This window comes from Methyloversatilis sp. S146-33, from assembly GCF_059552495.1.
On the sequence record NZ_JCANOT010000028.1, the window covers coordinates 1 to 18915 of the forward strand.

The 18915-nt window shown below is 67.6% G+C and carries 14 protein-coding genes; 8 read left to right on the forward strand and 6 right to left on the reverse strand.

Annotation, left to right across the window (positions count from 1 at the left end):
- Positions 1-533: 533 nt before the first annotated feature.
- From AC51BJ_RS11545 to AC51BJ_RS11555, 3 genes are read left to right on the forward strand one after another with little or no spacing between them, the layout of a single operon-like run.
- Positions 534-1883 (forward strand): cache domain-containing protein, encoded by a 1350-nt coding sequence (locus AC51BJ_RS11545; RefSeq protein WP_496280306.1) that lies wholly within the window; start codon positions 534-536, stop codon positions 1881-1883.
- Positions 1884-1896: 13 nt separating this feature from the next.
- Positions 1897-2523 (forward strand): response regulator, encoded by a 627-nt coding sequence (locus tag AC51BJ_RS11550; protein WP_496280307.1) that lies wholly within the window; start codon positions 1897-1899, stop codon positions 2521-2523.
- A 17-nt stretch (positions 2524-2540) separates the two neighbouring features.
- Entirely contained in the window at positions 2541-4616 is a 2076-nt protein-coding gene (locus AC51BJ_RS11555; protein ID WP_496280308.1) for an FUSC family protein, read from the forward strand.
- A gap of 299 nt (positions 4617-4915) precedes the next feature.
- On the opposite strand, the gene AC51BJ_RS11560 is transcribed toward AC51BJ_RS11555, so the two are convergent.
- Positions 4916-5818, reverse strand: coding sequence for a pyridoxamine 5'-phosphate oxidase family protein (locus tag AC51BJ_RS11560; protein WP_496280309.1), 903 nt, complete (start codon positions 5816-5818; stop codon positions 4916-4918).
- 5 nt (positions 5819-5823) lie between these two features.
- Positions 5824-6471, reverse strand: coding sequence for a glutathione S-transferase family protein (locus tag AC51BJ_RS11565; RefSeq protein ID WP_496280310.1), 648 nt, complete (start codon positions 6469-6471; stop codon positions 5824-5826).
- Between the two features lie 124 nt (positions 6472-6595).
- Here AC51BJ_RS11565 and AC51BJ_RS11570 point away from each other — a divergent pair, with 124 nt between their 5' ends.
- The 3 genes from AC51BJ_RS11570 (at position 6596) to AC51BJ_RS11580 (ending at position 10974) form a co-directional block, all read left to right on the forward strand.
- Complete coding sequence (locus tag AC51BJ_RS11570) at positions 6596-7507, forward strand: LysR family transcriptional regulator (protein WP_496280311.1); 912 nt, start codon at positions 6596-6598, stop codon at positions 7505-7507.
- 168 nt (positions 7508-7675) lie between these two features.
- Positions 7676-9805 carry a 5-histidylcysteine sulfoxide synthase gene (gene ovoA, locus AC51BJ_RS11575; RefSeq protein ID WP_496280312.1) on the forward strand — a complete coding sequence of 710 codons (2130 nt, stop codon included), beginning with the start codon at positions 7676-7678 and terminating at the stop codon, positions 9803-9805.
- On the forward strand, positions 9787-10974 hold the full coding sequence (locus AC51BJ_RS11580) for a MalY/PatB family protein (RefSeq protein WP_496280313.1): 1188 nt from the start codon (positions 9787-9789) through the stop codon (positions 10972-10974). The genes ovoA and AC51BJ_RS11580 overlap by 19 nt, the downstream gene beginning before the upstream one ends.
- A gap of 689 nt (positions 10975-11663) precedes the next feature.
- Here the strand turns inward: AC51BJ_RS11580 and AC51BJ_RS11585 are convergent.
- From AC51BJ_RS11585 to AC51BJ_RS11600, 4 genes are all read right to left on the reverse strand, one after another.
- Complete coding sequence (locus tag AC51BJ_RS11585) at positions 11664-12791, reverse strand: ABC transporter permease (RefSeq protein ID WP_496280319.1); 1128 nt, start codon at positions 12789-12791, stop codon at positions 11664-11666.
- A 250-nt stretch (positions 12792-13041) separates the two neighbouring features.
- Positions 13042-15768 carry a ribosome-associated ATPase/putative transporter RbbA gene (gene rbbA / locus AC51BJ_RS11590; protein WP_496280314.1) on the reverse strand — a complete coding sequence of 909 codons (2727 nt, stop codon included), beginning with the start codon at positions 15766-15768 and terminating at the stop codon, positions 13042-13044.
- The gene (locus tag AC51BJ_RS11595) at positions 15765-16856 is read right to left on the reverse strand and encodes an HlyD family secretion protein (protein ID WP_496280315.1); all 1092 of its coding nucleotides are present in this window, start codon (positions 16854-16856) and stop codon (positions 15765-15767) included. Before AC51BJ_RS11595 ends, rbbA begins: the two co-directional genes overlap by 4 nt.
- 88 nt (positions 16857-16944) lie before the next feature.
- On the reverse strand, positions 16945-17367 hold the full coding sequence (locus AC51BJ_RS11600) for a hypothetical protein (protein WP_496280316.1): 423 nt from the start codon (positions 17365-17367) through the stop codon (positions 16945-16947).
- 438 nt (positions 17368-17805) lie between these two features.
- Between AC51BJ_RS11600 and AC51BJ_RS11605 the strand changes: the two genes are divergently transcribed.
- Both AC51BJ_RS11605 and AC51BJ_RS11610 read left to right on the forward strand, forming a co-directional pair.
- Positions 17806-18153, forward strand: a complete 348-nt coding sequence (locus tag AC51BJ_RS11605; RefSeq protein ID WP_496280317.1) for a hypothetical protein — start codon at positions 17806-17808, stop codon at positions 18151-18153.
- A gap of 184 nt (positions 18154-18337) precedes the next feature.
- Positions 18338-18661 (forward strand): hypothetical protein, encoded by a 324-nt coding sequence (locus tag AC51BJ_RS11610; protein ID WP_496280318.1) that lies wholly within the window; start codon positions 18338-18340, stop codon positions 18659-18661.
- The last annotated feature ends 254 nt before the right edge of the window (positions 18662-18915 follow it).

Genomic DNA, 18915 nt, shown 5'->3' on the forward strand with positions numbered 1-18915 from the left:
ATCGGCACGCGCGAGGACGGCAGCGAAGTGCGCGCCCAGCGCGACGGCTTCATCGTGTTCCCGAATCCCGGCGCCACACCGGGCAATGAGTGGTTCTATTTCGCCCGGCGCAGCAACCGCGTCCTGCACGGCTGACGCCGAGCCCGTGGGAGCGAGCTTGCTCGCGATAGCAGCCTGAATCGAAGCCGACGGCCTGCAACCGCCGAGTCGCGGTCAGAAGACCGCTCCCACAGGGATCTCGCCTAAGCCGGAGCCGGGGTTCTGTGGGAGGGGTCTTGACCCCGACAGCGGCCTGGATCGAAGCATGCAGATTGCAGCGGCCGCGTCGCGGCCAAGGCCGCTCCCACAGGGATAGCGCCCGATCGGTGGCCGGAGCCGGGGCGGGGTTCTGTGGGAGGGGTCTTCTGACCCCGACAGCGGCGGTGACCGGGAAGACCGTCCTGCTCCCCTCAGACACCAACGTGATCGGAGGACCGCTCATTTCAAGCGCTGCGCAGGCCGTATCATTCCGTTTCCGCCCTCCTCCCTGCCCCATGCAACTTCGCCTCAAATTCGTGCTGCTGGCCATCGTGCCGCTGCTGCTCGCCATCGCGGCGGTGGCGGCGGTGGTGAAGCTGCAGTCGCAGGCGCTGACCGATGCCGAGCACGCCATCGTCGAGCCGGCGCTGATGGATTCACGCCGGCATGAACTGCAGAACTACGTGACGCTGGCGCTGGCCAGCATCGCCCACCTCGCCAAACGTGACGATCCGGCGGCACGCGACGAGGCGCTGCGCGTGCTGCGTCAGCTCGAGTTCGGCAACGACGGCTACTTCTTCGTCTATGACCTGTCGGGCCAGGTGCTGATGCACCCGCGTCAGCCCGATCTGGTCGGGCAGAACCTTTGGGAGCTGCGCGATCCGCAGGGCCGGCCGACCATACAGAACCTGCTCTCCCGCGCGCGTGAAGGCGGCGGCTTCGTCGATTTCATCTGGCAGCGCCCCTCCACCGGCCGCATCGAGAACAAGCTGGGCTATGTCGCCACCGTGCCGCAGTGGGGCTGGATGGTCGGCACCGGTCTCTATACCGACGACATCGTCGCCGCGCGCGAACGCATCGACCGGCAGGCACGCGTCGCCATTCGCAACACGATGGGCGTGATCGCCGGCATCGCGGTGGTGGCGACCTTGCTGGTTGCGCTGGCCGGGCTGGCGCTGAACGTGTCCGACCGCCGCGACGCCGAACTGAAGATGCGCGAACTGGCGCGCCAGGTCGTGCGCTCGCAGGAGAACGAACGGGCGCGTGTGGCCGGCGAACTGCACGACGGCGTCAGCCAGAGCCTGGTGTCGGTCAAGTTCCTGCTCGAATCGGCCCAGGCGCGGCTCGAACAGCCGGGCACAGACGCGCTCGACGCGGCCCGCCGCACCCTCGCCCGCGGCGTCGCCGGCGTCGAGGAGGTGCTGGGCGACGTGCGGCGCATTTCGCACGGCCTGCGCCCGACCATGCTGGACACGCTCGGACTGGTGCCGGCGATGAAGCAGGTGGTGGACGAATTCGCGCAGCGCAGCGGCATCGTGGTCGACATGCAGGCCGACGCCGACATCGTCGCGCCGGGTGATGCCGGCACCGCGCTGTTCCGGCTGCTGCAGGAGGCGCTGAACAATGTCGAGCGCCACGCGCGCGCCGGCCGGGTCGAACTGCGGCTCAGCCGCGAACCGGGCGCCATCGTGCTGAGCATCCGCGACGACGGCCGCGGTTTCGACGTCGAGGCCGTTTCGGCGTCGCCGCAGCGCGGCCTCGGGCTGAGCAGCATGCGCGAGCGTATCGAAGCGCTGGGCGGCCGCTTCGACCTTTCTTCCGGCGGCTCCGGTACCCTGCTGTCGGCCCGACTGCCTGTCGCCTGACCCGATCCGCACGATGACCGCACCGCTCCGCCTGCTGCTCGTAGACGACCACCCGCTGGTGCGCGACGGCCTGCGCGCGCGGCTGGAAACCGTGGACCGCTTCGTCGTCGTCGCCGAAGCGGGCAACGCGGCCGAGGCGCTCGACGCGGTGCGCCTGCATGCGCCGGACTGCGTGCTGATGGACATTTCGATGCGCGACATCCACGGCATCGAACTGACGCGCCGCCTGCATAAGAGCACGCCCGACCTGAAGGTGATCATGCTCACCATGCACGACGAGCCGCAGTACGTGGTCGAGGCCTTCCGTGCCGGCGCGCGCGGCTATGTGCTGAAGGACAGCCCGTCGGCCGAAATCGTCGCGGCGATCGACGCGGTCTGCGCCGGCCAGCGCTGGTTCAGCGCGCGCGTCGCCGACGCGCTGGTCAGCGCCAGCCTGCCCGAACCCGAACTGACACCGCGCGAGCGCGACGTGCTGGACCTGATCGCCGACGGCCTCGGCAACAAGGAAATCGCCGCCCGGCTCGACCTGTCGGTCCGCACGGTCGAAAGCCACCGCATCAACATCAAGCGCAAATTCGAACTGGACAGCAGCGCCGCGCTGATGAAGTTCGCAATGGAGCGCCGCCGCGACCGCGGCTGACCCCCTGCCCCTGATCCATGCTGCGTCGTTTCGCCCACCGCATCACCCGCAACCCACTGCTGGCACGCCAGCTGCGCAACCATCACGCACTAAGCGGCTTCGGCTGCTCGCTCGGCGTCGCACTGGTGGCCCTGCTCGCCTGGGCGGTGGCCGACACGCGGACAGCCATCGCCATGGCCGCCGGCGCGCTGGTGGTGAGCCTGACCGACATTCCCGCTCCGCGCCGCAACAAGCTGCCGCTGCTGCTCGCCAACCTGATCCAGATGCCGGTGGTCGCCCTGCTGGTGCTGGCCACCCACGACTCGCTGCCCTTGTTCGCCGCGGCGATCCTGCTGATCGCCTTTGCCTCGGGCATGGCCACCGCGTGGGGCAAGCCCGGCCTGCCGCTGGGCTACGGCATGATGATGACGATGGCGTTCACGATGGCCCAGCCGGATCTGCCGCCGCGCGAACAGGCGGCACATCTGGCGCTGCAGTTCGCCGGCGGCCTGTGCTATCTGCTGTATGCGCTGCTGCTGGCGCGCCTGACCGACACCGCGATGCGCCGCCGCGCCGTCGTCGACGCGCTGTACGCCTTCGCCGACTACGTGCGCGGCAAGGCGGCGCTGTTCAACCCGGCCAACGACCTCGATGAGGTGTATGCCGAACTGGTGCGCCGCCAGGCCGCGTTCGCCGAGCGGCTGCAGACGGCGCGCGATTTCGTGTTCGTCGACCGCTGCTCGCCGGAACAGCAGGCGCTGACCAACGGCCTGCTGGCGCTGATCGACGCCCACGAGGCGGTGCTGGCCAGCCAGGGCGATTACGCACCGCTGCGCGACGCCTTTGGCGATCACCGCGTCATGCGGCTGCTGGCGGCGATGACGCACGCCGCGGCCGACGACGTGCTGCGTCTCGCCCACGGCGGCCTCTCGGGCAGCCGTCCGGTGCTCGACGACACGCCCTATCGCAACACCCGCCCGGCGCTGGAACAGGAGGTCGCCGCGCTGTCGGCCGACCCGGCGCTGGACCGCAGCGCCGCCACCGCGGTGCTCGAAGCCGGGCGACGCAAGCTGCTCGGCGCCATCGACGGCCTGCGTCGCGTCGATCGTGCGCTGCGCGAGCCAGCGCAGGTCGACGACGAGGACATGAGCCGCTTCCTGTCGCGCTCGAGCTTCACGCCGCGTGCGCTGCGCGACGAGTTCCGGCTCGATTCGCCGGTACTGCGCTACGCGCTGCGGCTCACGCTGGCGATGGCCGCCGCACTGGCGCTGTCGCGTTGGCTGCCCTGGGCCGGTCATGGCTACTGGATACTGCTGACGGTATCGCTGGTCATGCGCGCCAGCTTCAGCCAGACCCGCCAGCGCCAGACCGACCGCATGATCGGCAATGCGCTGGGCTGTCTGTTCGTCGCCGTGATCCTGCATCTGGTGTCGGCACCGGCGGTGCTGCTGGGCATCGTGTTCGTCTGCATCGGCATCGCGCACGCCTTCATCACGGTGCGCTACCGCGTCACCGTGACCGCCGCCTGCGTGATGGCGCTGCTGCAGCTGCACCTGATCGCGCCCGGCAGCTTCCACATTTCCGAGCGCTTCTTCGATACCGTCGTCGGCGTTGCCGTCGCCTGGCTGTTCAGCCGCGTGCTGCCGAGCTGGGAGCGCAACAGCGTTACCGCACTGGCCGCCCGCCTGATCAGTGCACTGCGCGAATACGTCGAACTGGCGCTGACGCCGGACACGCGGGACATGCACTACCGGCTCGCCCGCCGCCACGTGCAGGAAGCGCTCGGCACGCTGTCCGATGCGGTCGTCCGCATGCGCGACGAGCCGGCGTCGCAGCAGCAGCCGCTGGCCGCGCTGAACGTGCTCACCACGCGCGGCTATCTGCTGCTCGCCCACATCGCCGCGGCACGCCGGCTGAGCGCCCGGCCCGACGTGTCGAACGCCGAAGAGCAACTCGCCGCCGCACGCCGCGAACTGGGCGCGCTGCTCGCTGCAAGCCCGCCAGATGATCGCACCACGGCTGCGTCCGACCCGCTGTCGCGCCGCCTGGATGCCGCCCGTGCCGATGCACAGGCCGTGGTGACCGCGGCCCGGACACTGGGGGCCGCAAGCTAGAACGACAGCGCCGGACCGCCGCCGCTGTCGGGGTCAGAAAACCCCTCCCACAGAACTGCGGCACCGGCCGCGGATCATGCGCCTCCCTTGTGGGAGCGGCCTTGGCCGCTGGCTTCGATCATCGTCGCAATCGCGAGCAAGCTCGCTCCCACAGAAGCCTGTTCCGGCAGCGAACAGGGAGCGATCCTTGTGGGAGCGACCTCCGGTCGCGATGCGGCCTTTGCAGGCCGCTGGCTTCGATCCGAGGCGCAATCGCGAGCAAGCTCGCTCCCACAAAGCCTTGCGCCTCCATAGCTTTGCTAAGCCTGATCGGCGCTCATCGACCACTCGAGCGGCAAGCCGCGTGGCACGCGCAGCGCACCGGTCACGGTGAGCCGAAGCAGACGTTGCGCACCGGGGTGGGCATCGACTTCGTCGCCGTCCCACACGATCTCGGCACGCGCACTCACGTGCAGCAGGTCGCCGCTGTCGAAGTCGATGAACAGCAGGCCGGCGCGCGGTTCCAGCAGCAGGTTGCCCAGCGTGTTGAAGAAGAAGTTGCCGGCGTAATCGGGCAGCGTCAGCACGTCGCACGCATCGTTGTCGACCGACACGAAACCCGGCGCGCCGCCGCGGTGCGACACATCGACGCCATCGGCATGCGTGCTCGCGATGAACAGCGTGTCGGCGGACGCGATCAGTGCGCGCGCTGCGTCGTCGAGAGCGGCGAGCGGCTGTGGCGCGCCGGGCGCGCCCTCGTCGAAGTAGAAGGCTTCACGCGTGCGGATGTACTGCGGGCAGTTGCCGAAGCTCTGCGCCACCTCGACGTCGAAGCCGGTCTCGCTCAGGCGAGCGACGCGCCCGTTCATCCGGTTGCGCCGCCGCGTGTGCGGCTGGATGCCGAGCAATCCGAGCGCTGCGCCGTCGCGCAGATGCGCGGCCAGCGGACTGCCGGCCGGCGGCCGGGCATCGACGTGCAAGGTGCGCGGATCGGGCGACCGCACGAAGCCCGACGGCCCGTGCAGCACCGACGCCCAGGGCTGGCCATCGGTGTCGACGCTGCCAACAATCAGGAAAGGCAGCAGCGCGAAGAAGTCTCGGTGCTGCTCCGGCATGTGGTCGCGGATGACGCGCGCGCCGATGTCGGCCATGCGCTGCTGCATGCCGGCACGCGCCTGCAGCGCGCGCTCGCCGTCGTGGAAAGGGTCGCGTCCGGTTTCCATGGCGATCAGGCGCGCAGGCCGACCTTGCTCGCCGGCATCGCGACGAAGCCGGGCAGCGCTTCGACACGGGCGAGCCAGGCGCGCACGTTCGGGTAGTCGTCGAGCGACACATTGCCTTCCGGTGCATGCGCCACATAGCTGTACACCGCGACGTCCGCCAGCGTCGGCGCCGTGCCGACCAGCCAGTCGCGGCCGGCCAGTTCGCCGTCCATCACCGCGAGCAGCCGGTGTGCGCGGGCGATCACCTCCTGCGTGTCGAACTGGGCGCGGAACAGCGTGACCAGCCGCGCGGCGGCCGGGCCGAAGGCGACCGGGCCGGCAGCGACGGTAAGCCAACGCTGCACCTCGGCTTGGCCGGCCGGGTCCTGCGGCAGCCAGCGGCCGGGTGCGTAGCGCTGCGCCAGATAGACCAGGATGGCGTTGGAATCGGCGATGACGGTGGCACCGTCCTCGATTACCGGTACCTGGCCGAAGCAGTTCTTCGCCAGGAAGGCCGGCGTCTTCTGCTCGCCGCCGGCCAGATCGACCTGGCGGAATTCATAGGGCAGGCCGAGCAGTTCGAGGAAGAGCTCGGCGCGGTGACTGTGGCCGGACAGCTTGAAGCCGTGCAGCACGATGGGGGCATCCGGGCGGAGGGTGGCGGTCAGCGTCATTACAGGCTCCTTGCGTTGGGTTGGGCGTCGGGTGGCGACGTGATGCAGTATCCGCAATCCACACCCGGCAATAAATGGGGCGATACGGATAACACTCTTCCACTTTGCGCAGTAATATCCAGGCATGGACACCCTCAGGGCCATGCGCACCTTCGTCGACATCGCCGAGCACGGCAGCCTGACCGCGGCCGCGCGTGCGCTCGACTGTTCGCTGCCCGCGGTCGTGCGCACGCTGGCCGCGCTGGAGGCCCATCTCGGCGTGCGCCTGTTGAACCGCACGACGCGGCGCATCGCGCTGACCGACGAGGGCCGCAGCTATCTCGAAAGCTGCCGTCAGGTGCTGTCGGCGGTGCAGGACGCCGAGGACGCGCTGAAGGAAGGCGCAACCGAGCCGTCGGGGCCGATCACGCTGACCGCGCCGGTGCAGTTCGGCCAGATGTATGTCGCGCCGGCGGTCACCCGTTTCGCGCTGCGCCACCCACGCGTGAAGCTGCGCGTGCTGCTGCATGACCGCGTCGTGAACATGCTGGAGGAGAGCATCGATGTCGGCGTGCGCATCGGCGCACTCGACGATTCCGGCCTGATCGCACGCCCGCTCGGCACCATCCGCCGCGTCGTCGTCGCCAGCCCCGCCCTGCTCGCCGCGCACGGCGAACCCCAGCACCCGGACGCCCTGCGCGGCGCGCCCTGCGTCCGCTTTACCGGCGCCTCCAGCTTCGCGTGGAGCTTTCAAGTCAATGGCCGCGCGATGACCGTGCCGGTAGCCGGCAACCTCGAGTTCAACCACATCGCGCCCGCGGTCGACGCCTGCGCGGCGGGCGCCGGCTTCGGCCTTTTCCTGAGCTACCAGGTCAGGCCGCAACTGGCGCGCGGCGAACTGCGCGTCGTGCTGCGCGATTTCGAGCCGCCGCCGCGCCCGGTCAGCATCGTCTATCCGCACGCCCGGCTGCTGCCCGGCCGCACGCGTCTGCTGGTGGACTGGCTGGCGCGCGAGCTCGGCGGCGACAGCGCGGCCTTCGCACCGGAGCCGGCGTGACCTACGCAGGCCCTGCCGGTCGCGGCACAATGTCTGAACTTACCGGCGCCGCGTCGCGTCTATGCGCGACCACGGCCGGAAACATCTGCTTACCGGGATGATCGCCTCATGATCCCTGCCGACCGGCACGCCCTCCAACACCCGCATTTGCCGGAGTACAAAAAGAAGATGAACAGTCATCAGGACACCTTCTTCCTGCGCACACCGCGACTCGACGCGACCGATCCGGACGCGATGCGCGCAACGCTGCGCGATTACTTTCACGCCACCTTCAGCCGCTACGAACAGCTGTTCGAAGTGCTCACCTGCGACGAGGCCTACTACCGCAAACCGATCGCGCTGCGCCACCCGCTCATCTTCTATCTCGGCCACACCGCGACCTTCTTCGTGAACAAGCTGCTGCTGGCCGGGCTCATCCATGAGCGCATCAATCCGCGCTTCGAATCGATGTTCGCGGTCGGCGTCGATGAAATGAGCTGGGACGACCTGAACGAGGCGAACTACGACTGGCCGAGCGTGCAGGCTGTGCGCGACTATCGCAACGAGGTCCGGCGTCGGGTGGACCGCGTCATCAACGACGCGCCGCTCACGCTGCCGGTGAACTGGAGCAACCCGTGGTGGAGCGTCATCATGGGCATCGAACACGAGCGCATCCACCTCGAAACCTCGTCGGTGCTGATCCGCCAGAGCCGGCTCGACTTCGTGCGCACCCACCCCGCCTGGGCGCCCTGTCGCGACAGCGGCGAGGCGCCGGCAAACAGTCTGGTTCCGGTGGCGGCCGGCGTCACGCAGCTGGGCCGTCGCCGCGACGACCCGATCTACGGCTGGGACAACGAATATGAAACGCGCGAGGTCGCGGTAGCGGCGTTCGAAGCCAGCCGTCATGTCGTCAGCAACCGCGAATTTCTCGACTTCGTCGATGACGGCGGCTATCGCAACGACGCCTGGTGGGACGACGAAGGCAAGGGCTGGCGCGATTTCCGGCTGCAGGCCGGCATCGACCACCCGGAGTTCTGGCGGCGCAAGCCGGACGGCTGGCAACTGCGGCTGATGCTCGAAGAAGTGCCGATGCCGTGGAACTGGCCGGTCGAAACCAACTGCCATGAGGCGCGCGCCTTCTGCAAATGGAAGGCGGCGAAGACCGGCCGCCCGGTGCGGCTGCCGACCGAGGACGAGTGGTACCGCCTGTACGACGTGGCCGATGTCGCCGAAGTGCCCGAAGACAGCAAGGCACCCGCCAACCTGCACCTCGATCACTGGGCCTCGTCCTGCCCGGTCGATCGCTTCGCGCATGGCGACTTCTTCGACGTGGTCGGCAACGTCTGGCAATGGACCGAGACGCCGATCTACCCCTTCGCTGGCTTCGACGTGCATCCGATTTACGATGATTTCTCGACGCCCACCTTCGACGCGCGCCACAACCTGATGAAGGGCGGCGCGTGGGTTTCCTGCGGCAACGAGGCAACGCGCGCATCGCGCTACGCTTTCCGCCGTCATTTCTTCCAGCACGCGGGGTTCCGATACGTGATCAGCGATGCACCGGCCAGCGCGCCGAACGTCTATTACGAAAGCGACCGGCAGTTGTCCGAGTACGCCGAGTTCCACTACGGCGACGAGTACTTCGGCGTGCCGAATTTCCCGAAGGCGCTGGCGACCATCGCCATCGAGGCAATGGGTGAGCGACCGGCGCGGCGCGCGCTCGACCTCGGCTGCGCCACCGGCCGCGCCAGCTTCGAACTGGCCCGCCATTTCGAACACGTGACCGGCGTCGATTTCTCCGCCCGCTTCATTAACGCCGGCGTGCATCTGGCCGAACAGGGCGAGCTGCGCTACACGCTGGTCGATGAGGGCGAACTGGTGTCGTACAAGACGCGCCGCCTGGCCGACATGGGACTGGAGTCGGTACGCGGGAAGGTCGATTTCATGCAGGGCGACGCCTGCAATCTGAAGAGCGTGCTGACCGGCTACGACCTCATACTCGCCGCCAACCTGATCGACCGGCTGTACGACCCGAAGGCCTTCCTGGCGGCGGTGCACGAGCGGCTGAACGTCGGCGGACTGCTGATGATCACCTCGCCCTACACCTGGCTGGAGGAACACACAAAGCGCGAGGACTGGCTGGGTGGTTTCAAGAAGGACGGCGAGAGCTGGACCACACTCGACGGCATGAAGGCGGTGCTGGGCGAGCGCTTCCGCATGGTGGGCGCGCCGCGCGACGTGCCCTTCGTCATCCGTGAAACCCGCCGCAAGCACCAGCACACGCTGGCCGAGGTAACGCTGTGGGAGCGCGTGCGCTGAGTACCTCTTTCAACTTCGATCTGCCGATTCCGCGCGACGGCACGGCCAGCGTCAAGCACGACGGCCGCGCCGCGGTGTTCGGCACCGAGCAGGTCACCCCGCTGTGGGTGGCCGACATGGACTTCGCCGCGCCGCCGGCCGTGGTGGCCGCACTGGCCGAACGCGCGCGTCACCCGGTCTATGGCTACACGCTCTACCCCGACGGCGCCTTCGAAGCGCTCGAACGCTGGCTGGCCGCGCGCCACGGCTGGAACGTCGCGCGCGAGCACATCCACATGTGCCCGGGCGTGGTGCCGACGCTGTATGCCGCGGTGCAGGCCTTCACCAAGCCGGGCGACAACGTCATCGTGCAGCCGCCCGTCTATCCGCCCTTCTTCTCGGCCATCCGCGACACCGGCCGGCGCGTGGTCGAGAACCCGCTGATCGAGCGCGATGGCCGCTGGACCATGGATTTCGATCAGCTCGAAGGCTGCGCCGCGCGCGCTGGATCGAAGCTTCTGCTGCTGTGCTCGCCGCACAACCCGGTCGGCCGCGTGTGGTCGCATGAAGAACTGGACACTTTGCTGGCCATCGCCCGCCGGCACGAACTGGTGGTGCTGGCGGACGAAATCCACGCCGACCTCACCTACCCCGGCGTGCGCCATCTGCCGCTCGCCACGCTGGCGCGCCCCGGCGACCGCGTGCTGACCACGGTGGCGCCGAGCAAGACCTTCAACGTGCCAGGCCTCGGCCTGTCGGCGCTGATCGCCGACGACACCGAGCGGCGCGCGGTCGAGCGCGTGTTCGGCACGCTGCACGTGAGCGCGTCGAACCCGTTCAGCGTCGCCGCCTTCGAAGCCGCCTACCGCGACGGCGGGCCGTGGCTGGACGCGCTGATGGACTACCTTGAAACGACGCGCGACGAGGTGATCGACACCGTCACCCACCGCCTGCGCGGCATCCATCCGGTGGCGCCGGAAGGCACCTATCTGCTGTGGCTGGACTGCCGCGGCCTCGGTCTGGATGACGACGCACTTCGCGACTTCTTCATCGGCGCGGGCCTCGGCCTGAATCCCGGTGCAAGCTTCGGCACCGGCGGCAGCGGCCACATGCGCCTCAACCTCGCCTCACCGCGAGCGGTCATCCGCGACGCGCTGGCAAGACTGGAAACGGCGCTGGCGAATCGCTGACGGCAGACGCAGCACCGGCTCCGACGGATGACTGGATTCTGTGGGAAGGGTCTTCTGATCCCGACAGCGGCCTGCATCGAAGCCGGCGGATGGCAGCGGCCGCGTCGCGGCCAAGGCCGCTCCCACAGGGATCGCGCCCGACCGGTGGCCGGAGCCGAGGTTCTGTGGGAGGGGTCTTCTGACCCCGACGGCGGCCTGCATCGAAGCCTGCGGACGGCAGCGGCCGCGTCGCGGTCAGAAGACCGCTCCTACAGGAGATGCGCCCGATTCACGGCCCGAGCCAGGGCGAAGGCTCTGCAGGGGAAGAAGTGTGCCGGGCCTGCGGCCGGAGCCAAGCCGGGGTTCTGTGGGAGGGGTCTTCTGACCCCGACGGCGGCTTGTATCGAAGCCGGCGGATGGCAGCGGCCGCGTCGCGGTCAGAAGACCGCTCCCACAGGAGATGCGCCCGATTCACGGCCCAAGCCAGGGCGAAGGCTCTGCAGGGGAAGAAGTGTGCCGGGCCTGCGGCCGGAGCCAAGCCGGGGTTCTGTGGGAGGGGTCTTCTGACCCCGACAGCGGCCTGTATCGAAGCCTGCAGATGGCAGCGGCCGTATCGCGAGCAAGCTCGCTCCCACGAGAGCACTCCGGGACCGTCGCCGGAGCCGCGTTTTTGTGGGAGCGAGCTTGCTCGCGATTGCAGCGCTCTACCCTCACCCCTGTGCCGCGATGCTGCGCCTGAACATCAGCAGCGAGGCGGTGAAGAAGGCCGCAGCGATGGCCGCCATCGCCAGCAGGCTGGGCCACACGACATCCAGCCCGGCGCCGCGGTAGAGCACCGCCTGGGCGAGGCTGACGAAGTGGGTGGTGGGCGCGAATTCCATGATGAACTGCACCGCCTGCGGCATGCTTTCGCGCGGTGTCATGCCGCCGGACAGCAGTTCCAGCGGCAGGATGACGAGGATCATCATCAGCCCGAGCTGAGGCATGTTGCGCGACAGCGTGCCGATGAAGATGCCGAGCGAGGTGGTGGCCAACAGCTGGATCAGCGTGCCCACCATGAACAGCGGAATCGAGCCGGCGATCGGCACCGCCAGCGCGCGCTCGACCACGAAGTACAGCGACAGCAGCACCGCCACCCACACCACCAGCGCCATCGACCACACCTTGGCCAGCATGATTTCGAAAGCGCCCAGCGGCATCACCAGCAGGTGTTCCAGCGTGCCGTGCTCGCGCTCGCGGATCAGCGCCGCACCGGTCAGGATGACCGACAGCATGGTCACGTTGTTGATGATTTCCATCACGCTCCCGAACCAGGCGCTGGTCAGGTTGGGGTTGAACAGGATGGTGGGCGCGAGCGAGATCGGCGCCACCGTCTCGCTGCGCCGGTGCTGCACGAATTCGACGGCCTCGCCGAGCACGATGTTCTGGATGTAGTTGGCGCCGATGAAGGCCTGGCTCACCCGCATCGCGTCGATGTTCACCTGTATCGACGGCTGCGCGCCGGCCAACACGTCGCGCTCGAAATCCGGCGGAATGATCATGACGAAGGTGTACAGCCCGGCATCCAGGCCGGCGTCGCCCTGCCCTTCGGTAATTATTTCCGGCGGCCGGAAGTAGGGGCCGTAAAAGGCGCCGGCGATGCGCTCGCTCAGTACGGAGCGGTCCTCGTCCACGATGCCGATGGGCGCGTTGTGCAGTTCCTGCGAAGTCGCCGTCGACGCGCTGTAGATGCCGCCCGAAAAGGCCCACACGATCATGATGAGCAGCACCTTGTCGTTCCACAGGCTCATCAGTTCCTTGAGCCCGAGGCGCCAGGCGTTGAGCAGTCGGCGTCGCATCATCCTGAGAACCTCGGTTGATCGGCGATCGGTGGAACGTGACGGGCGCGGTTGGCGGGGTGTACGGCAAGGCGCGAGGACGCGGCAGGATGGCACCCTGCAAGGACGAGCAACACCGCCGGGCGCCCCGCCAACCGTGCACGCGACGCCGAAGCGGTCTCACCTGGAAGATGAGCGCTGCACTCCGCGGGCATCCTCGATGGGCAGGGCCTGAAGCACATTGGCAAGCGGTCAGCCGAGGTTCTCAGGATCATCGCTCCTGCTTCTTCAGCAGCCACACGCTGAGCAGCGTAAGCACCGGCACGAAGGCGGCCAGCGCCAGGAAGTCGGCGTAGAGGTCGCGCATGTCGAGCGCCTTGGTGAACAGGCCGCGGCTGATGTTGAGGAAATAGGTGGCCGGGAAGAAGGTGCCTATCGTTCGCCCCACGCCTTCGAGCGAGGACACCGGGTGCGTGAGTCCGGAGAAGGTGACCGTGGCCAGCATGGTCACCACCGCGGTGGCCGCGAGTGCGGCGATCTGCGTGCGGGCGAACGAGGACATCAGCAGGCCGAGGCCGGTGGTGGCGGTGACGAAGATGAGCGCGCCCAGGCTCAGCGACAGCAGGCTGCCTTTCAGCGGCACCTCGAACACGAACACCGCGAGCAGCACCAGCCCATAGAAGCTCACCATGCTGACGGCGATATAGGGCAGTTGCTTGCCGATCAGGAATTCGAGCCTCGTCACTGGCGTCGCGTACAGATTGGTGATCGAACCCAGCTCCTTCTCGCGCACCACGCCGACCGCCATCAGGATGGCCGGGATGAAGGTGAGCAGCAGCGGAATCACCGCCGGCACCATCGCGAACACGCTGCGGAAGTCCTGGTTGTAGCGGTAGCGCATGTCCAGCTTCGCCGGGTAGGCGGTCGCCGGCAGCCCTTCGCGCACCGCCGCCTGCTGCAGGAAGTCGGCGTGCAGGCCCTGCACGTAGCCGAGCGTGGTTTCGGCGCGGAAGGGCATGGCGCCATCGACCCAGACGCCGATCTCGACCGCGTGTCCGCTGCGCAGCCGGCGCCCGAATTCCGGCGGAATCTCCAGCGCGACACTCAGTTCGCCGGCGCGCATGCGGCGGTCCAGTTCGTCCACGCCCAGCAGCGGCGGCTGTTCGATGAAGTAGCGCGAGCCCGCCATGTTCTCGATGTAGGCGCGGCTTTCCGGCGTGTCGTCGCGGTCGAGCACGGCGAATTTCAGGTCCTCGACATCCATCGAAATGCCATAGCCAAGGATGAGCACCATGATGACCGAGCCCAGCAGCGCGAAGGTGAGGCGCACCGGGTCGCGCAGCACTTCCAGCCACTCGCGCCGCGCGTAGGCCAGCAGCCGGCGCCGGCTGAAGGGTGCCGAGCGCGCCGCGGGCGCCGCCGGCATAGCGGCGGCGGGTGGCGGCGCCTCGGGCACCGGTGGCGCGCCATCGCCGGTCGCCTCTTCCAGGTAGGCGACGAAGGCCTCTTCGAGCGAGGCGGCGCCGCGCCGCTCGATCAGCGCCGCCGGCGTGTCGCTGGCCAGCACGCGGCCGGCGTGCATCAGCGAAATGCGGTCGCAGCGCTCGCCCTCGTTCATGAAGTGGGTGGACACGAAGATGGTCACGCCGTCCTTGCGCGACAGTTCGATCAGCAGGCGCCAGAAGCCGTCGCGCGCTACCGGGTCCACGCCCGAGGTCGGTTCGTCGAGGATGAGCATGTCCGGCTTGTGGATCACCGCCACCGCCAGCGACAGCCGCTGCCGTATGCCCAGCGGCAGGCCGGCCGCCTGCGTGTCGAGGTATTCGGCCAGACCGAAGCGCTCGACCATCTCGGCGACGCGCGGCGCGATGTCGGCCGCCGGCAGGTGGAAAAGCTGGGCGTGCAGCACCAGGTTCTGGCGCACGCTCAGTTCGCCGTACAGCGAAAACGCCTGCGTCATGAAGCCGACCCGCTTGCGGGTATCCATGTCGCCGCTGTCGACGACGTGCCCGAACAGCAGCGCCCTGCCCTCGCTCGGCGGCAGCAGGCCGGTGAGCATTTTCATCGTCGTCGTCTTGCCGCAGCCGTTCGAGCCGAGGAAGCCGAAGATTTCGCCGCGGCCGATCTCGAAATCGACGTGGTCGACCGCGGTGAAATCGCCGAAACGCATCGTGAGGCCTTCGGCGACGATGGCCGGCCCGTCGCCCTGCACGCAGCGCGGCGGCACCACCAGTTCCTCGTGCCCCTGGCGCTTGGCGGCCGGCAGCAGTTCGATGAAGGCGGCGTCGAGATCCTTCGCACCGGTGCGCGCCAGCAGTTCGGCCGGCGTGCCGGTGGCGAGCACGCGGCCGTCGTCCATCGCGGCCAGCCAGTCGAAACCGGCCGCCTCGCCCATGTAGGCGCTGGACACCAGCACGCTCATGCCGGGCCGGCGCTGGCGGATGCGTTCGATCAGCTGCCAGAACTGGCGGCGCGACAGCGGATCGACGCCGGTGGTGGGCTCGTCCAGGATGAGCAGGTCGGGGTCGTGGATCAGCGCGCAGCACAGGCCGAGCTTCTGTTTCATGCCGCCCGACAGCTTGCCGGCCGGGCGGTCGCGGAAGGCCGCCAGCCCGGTGCTGTCCAGCAGTTCGGCGATGCGCGCCTCGCGCTCGCGCGTCGCGTGGCCGAACAGGCGACCGAAGAAGTCGACGTTCTCGAACACTGACAGCGTCATGTACAGATTGCGCCCCAGCCCCTGCGGCATGTAGGCGATGCGCGGGCACACCGCGGCGCGGTGATGGCGGTCGCGCATGTCGCCGCCCAACACCGTCACCCCGCCCTGCTGGATCACGCGCACGCCGGCCACCAGCGCCAGCAGGCTGGACTTGCCGACGCCATCCGGCCCGATCAGCCCGGCCATGCAGCCAGCCGGGATGTCGAGCGTGATGTCGTCGAGCGCGACCGTGTCGCCGTAGCGCAGGCCGACACCGGCAAGCCGGGCGACCGTGTCGGTCATGGCGCCGTCGACGGTTTCGGTGTTCCGACCAGCGGCGGCAGCGTGGCCGGCCACGGCGCCTCAGGGTCGAGCCGCACCCAGGCCACGCCGGGCAGCCCGGTCTTCACCTGCTTGGCGTGCGCCCTCAGCAGATCGGGCGGAATCTTCACCCGCACGCGGAACATGAGCTTTTCGCGCTCGGTGCGCGTTTCGACCGACTTCGGCGTGAACTGCGCCTGCGGCGACACGAAGCTCACGCTGGCGGGAATCGAAATGTCCGGCCGCACGTCGAGCACGATGCGCGCCTCGGTGCCTATGGCCACGCGCCCCGCCTGCGAGGTCGGCAGGAAGATGGTCATGTAGACGTCGGTGATGTCGAGCAGCGTGAGCACCTTGCCGCCCGCCGCCAGCACCTCGCCCGGCTCGGACAGCCGGTACAGCACGCGGCCGTCGGCCGGGGCCACCAGTTGCGCGTCCTGCAGATCGACGCGGATGCGCGCGCTGCGCGCCTCGGCCGCCTCGATCGCCGCCTCGGCCTGCTTCACCGCCGCGTGCGCCGCCTCGATCGACGACTTCGCGCCCTGCAACTGCGCCGACGCCGCCTTCTGCGCGTCCAGCGCCGACTGCTTGCTGGTGCGGTCGACGTCCAGCTTCTGCGTCGAAATGAAGCCCTTGTCGACCAGACGCTGCGTGCGCTCGATGTCCTTCTCGGCCAGCGCAAGCTGGCTCTGCCGCTGCGACACCACCGCACCGGCGGTGGCGACATCGCTCTGCCGCTGCGCCACCGCGGCGACCGCGGCGGAGCGCGTGGCCTTCGCCTGCTCGATCTGCGCGTCGCTGATCTTCAGTTCGGCTTCCAGCGCGCGCACGTCCATCAGCGCCACGACCTGCCCGGCGCTCACGTCGTCACCTTCGCGCACCGCCACGCTCTCCAGCCGGCCACCGGTCTTGGTCGCGACGTCGATCTCGGTCGCCTCGATGCGTCCGTTGCCGGACGCAAAGGCTTCGCTCACGGGCGGTGCGGCGTACTGCTTCCAGCCGTAATAGCCAGCCGCCGCGGCAGCCAGCACGATCAGCCCCAGAACGAGGCGGCGACGCGATGCGCTCATGTTTCAGTCCGATGCAATGCGGGAATCGCCCCGATTGTGCCCCGGCCCGCGTTTCAGCGCCTTGATGTTTCGCAATGCAGCAAAGGTCTCAACCGGTAATCGCCAGCGCCGCCTGCAGCAGCAGAAGCAGCGCGTGCGGAAAAGCCACCGTCGGCTTCAGCGCGCTCGTCGCGTACTCCATCAACAGCCCGACCGCGCCCGGCCGCGTCGCCTGCCACTCGGTGTGCAACTGGCACGCCGCGTAGTCCGACGCCCCGTCGGCGATCAGCGTTTCGACCTTCAGCAAGCGCTGCCCGAGGCGGCCCTGCACCGTGCGCAGCATCGCCTCGATCACCCACACGATCACAGTCAGCGGCGCGGCCAACTCGAACGGAAAACCGAACAGCGCCGCACCGGCAGTCAGCGCCACCGCCGCGATCTTGATCCCGACCGCGCAACGCTCATGGCGCTCGTGGTCGTGCTGCAGCGTGGCCCATTCGGTGTGGAGGGGTGAGGAGTAGGAGGTATTCATGCGGGCGACGGCAAGACCGAAAAGAAGCGGGAAAGGCCGCAATCTATCCGTTGCCGGCGTGGCGTGCCCGGGCATGCGTCAAGGTTCTGTTGTGAAAGGCTGCGAAGGACTTGACGGGCATCGCCCAGCACCAGCACTGGCAGGCCACGGGGCGAAAAGAAGAAGTCGCGCAACCAGCCGTGCGCCTTGGGGCGCACCCCATCGCCTCACCACTCGGATAAATGACCGATGGAACAGACACCGTGGATATGCTCCACTTGCCGGCGATACAAGGGGTGAGGTTTTTTGTCTTCGTTTAATCGGTAGTTATCCGGCACATGGCACGCCAACCGACTGAAAACTAAAAAGTTTCCCGTGAAAACCCTTTGTGTTTATCCGGCATCGTCCATAGTTATGGCGCAAAAGTGCGCCAGAAAACAAAGTTGGGCCCAATAGGCCATGGTCATCTTCGAGTCCGAAGCCCACTTGATTGACTCCCTTGGTCATCACGACGACTTGATTCGCCAGTGTGTGCAAGGCCATATGAGCTTCGACGACTTCTGCTCCGAATATCACGATTACTATGCCTTCTACGCTCTGGATGGCCACGAGTCCGACGAAGAAGAGAGAAAGCTCCTTGAAAAATACGAAAAGCGAATTAAACCTCACCGCATAGTCGCCGAAGAAATCCTTGCCGGTGTCTGCTCCGACGCAGACGCGCAGTTGGAAATTTACCAACGCGCTGGTCGCTTCGGCTCAGCCGAGGCTGTTCGTAGGCTCCGCGAATTGGCCGCCCTTCATCTCTAGCCCATGCCCGCCACCGTTGCTGCCCCTGCCGTCTGCCCTTTGTCAGCCGACGTTCTGCAGTTGAGCGTAGGAGAACAAATGTGGCCCAACCCGGCGGTCAATCGGACTGCCTGCAAGCTGCGCTTGCAGGTTCCCTCCGCCTTGGGCTCCGGCAGCCGGTTACCTCTACGTTAGGCGCTCTCCAATGAGTCATAACCTACTTCTGTGGAGTTGGTCCGAAGAGTTCGACACTCCCGCTAAGCGCAAAAAATCAAAACTGAAATTTGGCGACATCACGGCCAGCTTTGCGGAGCACGGGCATCACCCCGCGATCGGCCAAGCTGATATCGATGGTTTCCGAAGAGAGATAGAGACAGTATTTGGTACAGATGAATTAGACCGCCCCTTTGTCTTAGAGCTTTATGAGCAATGCGCAGTCATTAACTACCCATCGTCAATTCGGTTTGATCTGGTTCCAAAGGTTGCAGGCCTCGGAAGAAAGTTTGGACTCAATGCATCGGAGTTCTAAAGTGGAGTTCATCCAACCAACGGGCACAACGCCTAACCCTTCGGTCAAGCGGGACTGCGGAACCGGCGTGGCTTCTCCGGCCAACCTCTTTCGCGCCGCAGCCCCTTACCTTCAACGTTGAGGCTGTAGAAAAACCCCTCCCCACCCTCATCCGTTCACATGCCGTTGTTATGATTCCGCATCGCCTCTCCGGAGCCTTGCGATGCCGCGATTCAAGACGCCCGACTACGGTCTGAAGCTCATCCCGGTCGATT